The 7,404-nt window shown below is 59.5% G+C and carries 5 protein-coding genes; 3 read left to right on the plus strand and 2 right to left on the minus strand.

Translation table 11 applies throughout. The annotated features are described in order from the left end of the window. Nucleotides 1-96: 96 nt before the first annotated feature. Nucleotides 97-2,322 carry an NADP-dependent isocitrate dehydrogenase gene (locus tag ACE04F_RS10155; protein ID WP_486106358.1) on the minus strand — a complete coding sequence of 742 codons (2,226 nt, stop codon included), beginning with the start codon at nt 2,320-2,322 and terminating at the stop codon, nt 97-99. A gap of 481 nt (nt 2,323-2,803) precedes the next feature. Between ACE04F_RS10155 and icd the strand changes: the two genes are divergently transcribed. Beyond that, on the plus strand, nt 2,804-4,060 hold the full coding sequence (gene icd / locus ACE04F_RS10160) for an NADP-dependent isocitrate dehydrogenase (RefSeq protein WP_186609296.1): 1,257 nt from the start codon (nt 2,804-2,806) through the stop codon (nt 4,058-4,060). 76 nt (nt 4,061-4,136) lie between these two features. Here icd and ACE04F_RS10165 read toward each other — a convergent pair whose 3' ends face one another. Beyond that, complete coding sequence (locus ACE04F_RS10165) at nt 4,137-4,436, minus strand: cold shock domain-containing protein (RefSeq protein ID WP_486106360.1); 300 nt, start codon at nt 4,434-4,436, stop codon at nt 4,137-4,139. Nucleotides 4,437-4,660: 224 nt separating this feature from the next. On the opposite strand from ACE04F_RS10165, the gene clpS reads away from it, so the two are divergent. Then, on the plus strand, nt 4,661-5,023 hold the full coding sequence (gene clpS, locus ACE04F_RS10170) for an ATP-dependent Clp protease adapter ClpS (protein ID WP_305495541.1): 363 nt from the start codon (nt 4,661-4,663) through the stop codon (nt 5,021-5,023). Nucleotides 5,024-5,052: 29 nt separating this feature from the next. Then, the gene (gene clpA, locus ACE04F_RS10175; protein ID WP_305495539.1) at nt 5,053-7,323 is read left to right on the plus strand and encodes an ATP-dependent Clp protease ATP-binding subunit ClpA; all 2,271 of its coding nucleotides are present in this window, start codon (nt 5,053-5,055) and stop codon (nt 7,321-7,323) included. Nucleotides 7,324-7,404 lie beyond the last annotated feature (81 nt).

Genomic DNA, 7,404 nt, shown 5'->3' on the forward strand with positions numbered 1-7,404 from the left:
CTCCCACAGGGAGAAATGGTTGTCAGGGGAAATGGTGGTGGCCCGGAAACACAAACCCCGGCACAGGGCCGGGGTTTGTGGTGTTTCCTTGCAACCTTATACCAGCGCAGCAATCGCCGCGTTGAAGGTGTTGCTCGGGCGCATGGCCTTGCTGGTCAGCTCAGGGTTGGCGAAGTAGTAGCCGCCGATGTCCACTGGCTTGCCTTGGACCGCGTTGAGCTCGGCAACGATTTTTTCTTCGTTGTCGGTCAGGGTCTTGGCCAGGGTGGTGAACTGCGCCTTGAGGGCTGCGTCGTCATCCTGAGCGGCCAGTGCCTGGGCCCAGAACAGGGTCAGGTAGAAGTGGCTGCCGCGGTTGTCGATGCCGCCGACCTTGCGCGAAGGCGACTTGTTGCGGTCCAGGAATTCGCCAGTCGCCTGGTCGAGAGTCTTGGCCAGCACCAGCGCTTTCGGGTTGTTGTAGGTCACACCCAGGTGTTCCAGGGATGCGGCCAGGGCCAGGAACTCGCCCAGGGAATCCCAACGCAGGAAGTTCTCTTCCAGCAGTTGCTGGACGTGCTTGGGTGCCGAGCCGCCGGCGCCGGTTTCGAACAGGCCGCCACCGTTCATCAGCGGCACGATCGAGAGCATCTTGGCGCTGGTGCCCAGTTCCATGATCGGGAACAGGTCGGTCAGGTAGTCACGCAGTACGTTGCCGGTCACCGAAATGGTGTCGTTGCCTTCGCGAGTACGCGCCAGGGTGAACTTCATCGCGTCGACAGGCGACATGATGCGGATGTCCAGGCCGCTGGTGTCGTGATCCTTCAAGTAAGCCTGGACCTTCTCGATCATCACGCCATCGTGGGCGCGCATCGGGTCGAGCCAGAAGATCGCCGGGGTGCTGCTGGCGCGGGCACGGTTGACGGCGAGCTTGACCCAATCCTGGATCGGCGCGTCCTTGGTCTGGCACATGCGGAAGATATCGCCAGCCTCGACGTTCTGCTCCAGCAGGGTGCGACCGTTGTTGTCCGAGACGCGGACCACGCCGTCAGCCTTGATCTGGAAGGTCTTGTCGTGGGAGCCGTACTCTTCGGCTTTCTTGGCCATCAGGCCGACGTTCGGCACGCTGCCCATGGTGGTCGGGTCGAAGGCGCCGTGTTGCTTGCAGTCTTCGATCACGGCCTGGTAGATGGTCGCGTAGCAGCGATCCGGGATCACGGCCTTGGTGTCGTGCAGCTGGCCGTCGGTGCCCCACATCTTGCCGGAGTCACGGATCATGGCTGGCATCGAGGCGTCGACGATGACGTCGCTCGGCACGTGCAGGTTGGTGATGCCCTTGTCGGAGTTGACCATCGCCAGCGCCGGACGAACGGCATAGACCGCCTGGATGTCGGCTTCGATCTGCGCCTGCTGCTCGGCCGGCAGGGCCTTGATGCGGGCGTACAGGTCGCCGATGCCGTTGTTCAGGTTGAAGCCGATCTGCTCCAGTACCTGGGCGTGCTTGGTCAGCGCGTCCTTATAGTACTCGGCCACGATCTGACCGAACATGATCGGGTCGGAGACCTTCATCATGGTCGCTTTGAGGTGAACCGACAGCAGCACGCCTTTCTGCTTGGCGTCTTCAATTTCGGCAGCGATGAAGTTGCGCAGGGCGTTTTTGCTCATCACGGCGCAATCGAGGATCTCACCATTTTGAACGGTGGTTTTTTCCTTCAGGACGGTAGCACTACCGTCCTTGGCGATCAGCTCGATCTTCACGCTGCCCGCGGCGTCGATCAGGGCGGCTTTTTCGCTGCCGTAGAAATCGCCGGTGCTCATGTGTGCTACGTGGGACTTGGAGTCCGCAGCCCAGGCGCCCATCTTGTGCGGGTGCTTGCGAGCGTAGTTCTTCACCGACAGCGGCGCGCGGCGGTCGGAGTTGCCTTCGCGCAGGACCGGGTTCACGGCGCTGCCCTTGACCTTGTCGTAACGGGCGCGCGCTTCTTTCTCGGCGTCGGTGGTCACGGTTTCCGGGTAGTCCGGCAGCGCGTAGCCCTGGGCCTGCAATTCCTTGATCGCGGCCTGCAGTTGCGGCACCGAGGCGCTGATGTTCGGCAGCTTGATGATGTTGGCTTCAGGCGTGACGGCCAGGTCGCCCAGTTCGGCGAGGTGGTCGGCTACGGCTTTGTCACCCAGTTGCTCGGGGAAGCTGGCCAGGATGCGCCCTGCGAGGGAGATATCGCGGGTCTCCACGGCGATATCGGCCGAAGCGGTGAAGGCTTCGACGATCGGCAGCAGCGAATAGGTGGCGAGGGCAGGCGCTTCGTCGGTGAAGGTATAGATGATCTTCGAGCGGGTGGGCATATTCGGATTAACTCTCTTCTTTGCTAAAGCATGCGCAGAAACTCGAGGGGCGCCGGGTAAGCGCGTTCGTTCAAAGTCATCCGTGAGCCGAATGTCGAGGTTTCTTCGCGGTGATGTTGGGTGCATCAGTCGAGCGTCAAGCGGTCGGGCCGCGGTAACGGTCCGGCTTTCAAGTTGGCGGAAAGTCTCGTGATAGAGCCGTCAGCCGTCGTGACCCTGTGGTCAGCGGCGGCATTATACATAGGTAGCTGGCGATCTGCCGACGGTTCATAGACTTCCGTACACGTCCATTGGTCTAAACGTCGCAGGCCGCGCGGCTGGACTATGCTCAAGTTTGGCGCTTTTCCCTTGGTTTTCAGGCTTGTACGCGGCGAACTCGGTTTATTTGCCCGGGACGGGCCGAACGTAGGGTTTGCGTGCCGATACAACTGGGGTACGCTCGAACGCAGCCAGATGTTCAATCCAAGCAATGGAGTTCAGCATGGGGTATCAAAAGATTCAGGTTCCAGCCGTCGGTGACAAAATCACCGTCAATGCAGACCATTCTCTTAATGTTCCCGACAATCCGATCATCCCTTTCATTGAAGGTGACGGCATTGGCGTTGATATCAGTCCGGTCATGATCAAGGTTGTCGACGCCGCGGTCGAGAAAGCTTATGGCGGCAAGCGCAAGATTTCCTGGATGGAAGTCTACGCCGGTGAAAAAGCCACCCAGGTCTACGACCAGGATACCTGGCTTCCCCAGGAAACCCTGGACGCGGTCAAGGATTACGTGGTTTCCATCAAGGGCCCGCTGACCACGCCGGTCGGTGGCGGTATCCGCTCGTTGAACGTCGCGCTGCGCCAGCAGCTGGACCTGTATGTCTGCCTGCGTCCGGTGCGCTGGTTCGAAGGTGTGCCTAGCCCGGTGAAAAAACCTGGCGATGTCGACATGACGATCTTCCGTGAGAACTCCGAAGACATCTATGCAGGTATCGAGTGGAAGGCCGGTTCGGCCGAGGCCACCAAGGTCATCAAGTTCCTCAAGGAGGAAATGGGTGTCACCAAGATCCGCTTCGACGAAGATTGCGGTATCGGTGTCAAGCCGGTCTCCAAGCAGGGCACCAAACGTCTGGCGCGCAAAGCGTTGCAATATGTTGTCGACAATGATCGCGATTCACTGACCATCGTGCATAAAGGCAACATCATGAAGTTCACCGAAGGTGCCTTCAAGGAATGGGCTTACGAAGTGGCGGCCGAAGAGTTCGGCGCGACCCTGCTCGACGGTGGGCCCTGGATGCAGTTCAAGAACCCGCGGACCGGCAAGAATGTCATCGTCAAGGACGCCATCGCCGATGCCATGTTGCAGCAGATCCTGCTGCGCCCGGCCGAGTACGACGTGATCGCGACCCTGAACCTCAATGGCGACTATCTCTCCGACGCCTTGGCGGCTGAAGTGGGCGGTATCGGCATCGCGCCGGGCGCCAACCTGTCGGACACCGTGGCGATGTTCGAGGCCACCCATGGCACCGCGCCCAAATATGCCGGCAAGGACCAGGTCAACCCGGGTTCTTTGATCCTGTCGGCGGAAATGATGCTGCGTCACATGGGTTGGACCGAAGCGGCCGACCTGATCATCAAGGGCACCAACGGCGCGATCTCGGCCAAGACCGTGACCTATGACTTCGAGCGCCTGATGGACGGAGCCAAGCTGGTATCGTCTTCCGGCTTTGGTGATGCGCTGATTTCGCACATGTAAGCGGATCGGTACGCAACTGAAAACGCCCGGCTCGAGTGATCGATCCGGGCGTTTTGCCTGAGTCTGGTCGGGTTGGTCAGCTTTTTTCGGAGGCAGCCACGTCATCCATGGCACGGTCGGGTTCGGGCGTGTCGTTGGCGTTATCCTGCGCAACGGGCGTGATGGCCACGGCATGCACGCCCTTGGGACCCTGGATCATGCTGAACGACACGATTTGCCCGGCTTTCAAGGTCTTGTAGCCGTCTATCAGGATCGCCGAGTAGTGAGCGAACAGATCTTCCTTGTCCGGATCGCCATCGCGATTGATAAATCCGAAGCCCTTGGAGTTGTTGAACCATTTGACCTTGCCCTTGAATGTCATCCCGGTACCCGGCATACCAATATCCCTCTGCAACACACCCCGCCATGGGAGTATCATCCTGAACATCCGCCGTCGATCACTGAAATCGGAGTGACTTCACGGACCTTTTTAACCCACGATGGGCTCTATTGGTTGTAACACCGATTTGCCGATAGTCAAGGCGATCGGGCAGTAGCGGTTGAAATCGCCTGCAAGCGGCCCCATCACTGTATTCGCCAACTAAACGAACCTTTCTTTCCATGCATGCAATCAGCCAGATTCGACTAACATTCAATCAGGATCGCCCGGATCTACATGACGACGATTCAGCGGGTATTGCTGTTCAGGAATCAAAGCCCGCTTTACAGGCTCCACCGATGTACAAGGTGGTTTTGTTCAACGATGACTACACACCGATGGATTTCGTCGTCGAAGTGCTCGAGGTGTTTTTTAACCTGAATCGCGAGCTGGCGACCAAGGTCATGCTGGCCGTCCATACAGAGGGACGGGCAGTATGTGGAGTGTTTACCCGCGACATCGCCGAAACAAAGGCCATGCAGGTCAACCAATACGCCCGGGAAAGCCAGCATCCGCTACTCTGTGAAATCGAGAAGGACGGTTAACGCCGACCACTTGGGTATGAGGTGAAGCTATGTTAAACCGCGAGCTCGAAGTCACCCTCAATCTTGCCTTCAAGGAGGCTCGTTCGAAGCGTCATGAATTCATGACCGTCGAACACCTGCTGCTGGCCCTATTGGATAATGAGGCTGCCGCCACCGTTTTGCGTGCCTGCGGCGCAAACCTCGATAAACTCAAGCATGATCTGCAGGAGTTCATCGACTCCACCACGCCATTGATCCCCGTCCATGACGAGGATCGCGAAACCCAGCCAACCCTGGGCTTCCAGCGTGTATTGCAGCGTGCTGTCTTTCACGTACAGAGCTCGGGCAAGCGCGAAGTCACCGGCGCCAATGTCCTGGTCGCGATCTTCAGCGAGCAGGAAAGCCAGGCGGTCTTCCTGCTCAAGCAGCAGAGCGTGGCGCGTATCGATGTCGTCAACTACATCGCCCATGGCATCTCCAAGGTGCCGGGGCATGGCGATCATTCCGAGGGTGAGCAGGATATGCAGGACGACGAGGGCGGTGAGTCTTCTTCTTCAGGCAATCCTCTGGATGCCTATGCGAGCAACCTGAACGAGCTGGCGCGCCAGGGGCGTATCGACCCGCTGGTGGGGCGCGAGGCGGAAGTCGAGCGCGTGGCGCAGATCCTGGCCCGGCGCCGCAAGAACAACCCGCTGCTGGTAGGCGAGGCGGGCGTGGGCAAGACCGCAATCGCCGAAGGCCTGGCCAAGCGCATCGTCGATAACCAGGTGCCAGACCTGCTCGCCAACAGCGTCGTATATTCCCTCGACCTGGGTGCCTTGCTGGCCGGTACCAAATACCGTGGCGATTTCGAGAAGCGCTTCAAGGCGCTGCTCGGCGAGCTGAAGAAACGTCCGCAAGCAATCCTGTTCATCGACGAGATCCACACCATCATCGGTGCCGGTGCCGCATCGGGTGGCGTCATGGACGCCTCGAACCTGCTCAAGCCATTGCTGTCCTCGGGTGACATCCGTTGCATCGGTTCGACCACGTTCCAGGAATTCCGCGGGATTTTCGAGAAAGACCGTGCCCTGGCCCGGCGTTTCCAGAAAGTCGACGTCTCGGAGCCATCGGTGGAAGACACCATCGGCATCCTGCGCGGCCTGAAAGGGCGTTTCGAGCTGCACCACAGCATCGAATACAGCGATGAAGCATTGCGCGCCGCCGCCGAGCTGGCCTCGCGGTACATCAATGATCGGCACATGCCGGACAAAGCCATTGATGTCATCGACGAGGCGGGTGCCTACCAGCGCCTGCAACCGGTGGAGAATCGCGTCAAGCGTATCGACGTGCCGCAAGTCGAGGACATCGTCGCCAAGATCGCGCGGATTCCGCCAAAACACGTCACCAGTTCCGACAAGGAGTTGCTGCGTAACCTGGAACGCGACCTGAAGCTCACGGTGTTCGGCCAGGATGCGGCCATCGACTCGCTGTCGACCGCGATCAAGCTGTCGCGCGCCGGTCTCAAGTCGCCGGACAAACCGGTCGGTTCGTTCCTGTTCGCCGGGCCTACCGGCGTCGGCAAGACCGAGGCGGCACGGCAGTTGGCCAAGGCGCTGGGGATCGAGCTGGTGCGCTTCGACATGTCCGAGTACATGGAGCGTCACACCGTATCGCGGCTGATCGGTGCGCCTCCAGGTTATGTCGGTTTCGACCAGGGCGGCCTGCTGACCGAGGCGATCACCAAGCAGCCGCACTGCGTGCTGTTGCTCGATGAAATCGAGAAGGCGCATCCGGAAGTCTTCAACCTGCTGCTGCAGGTCATGGACCACGGTACGCTGACCGACAACAACGGGCGCAAGGCGGATTTCCGCAACGTGATCATCATCATGACCACCAACGCCGGCGCTGAAACCGCTGCGCGCGCTTCGATCGGTTTCACCCATCAGGACCACTCGTCCGATGCGATGGAAGTAATCAAGAAGAGCTTTACGCCTGAGTTCCGTAACCGCCTGGACACTATCATCCAGTTTGGTCGCCTCAGTCATGAAGTCATCAAGAGCGTGGTGGACAAGTTCCTCACCGAACTTCAGGCACAGCTCGAAGACAAGCGGGTGTTGCTGGAGGTTACCGATGCAGCCCGCAGTTGGCTGGCCGAAGGTGGCTACGATGTAACGATGGGGGCACGGCCGATGGCTCGCCTGATCCAGGACAAGATCAAGCGTCCACTGGCGGAGGAGATCCTCTTTGGCGAACTGGCCGAGCATGGCGGTGTGGTCCACATCGACATCAAGGATGGCGAGCTGACGTTCGACTTCGAAACCACGGCGGAAATGGCCTGATCGTAAACCGCAATAAGCAAAAGGCGCCGAAAGGCGCCTTTTTATTGCTCAAGATTCACATCAATTCCCTGTGGGAGCGGG

Source organism: Pseudomonas sp. AGC41 (assembly GCF_057334555.1).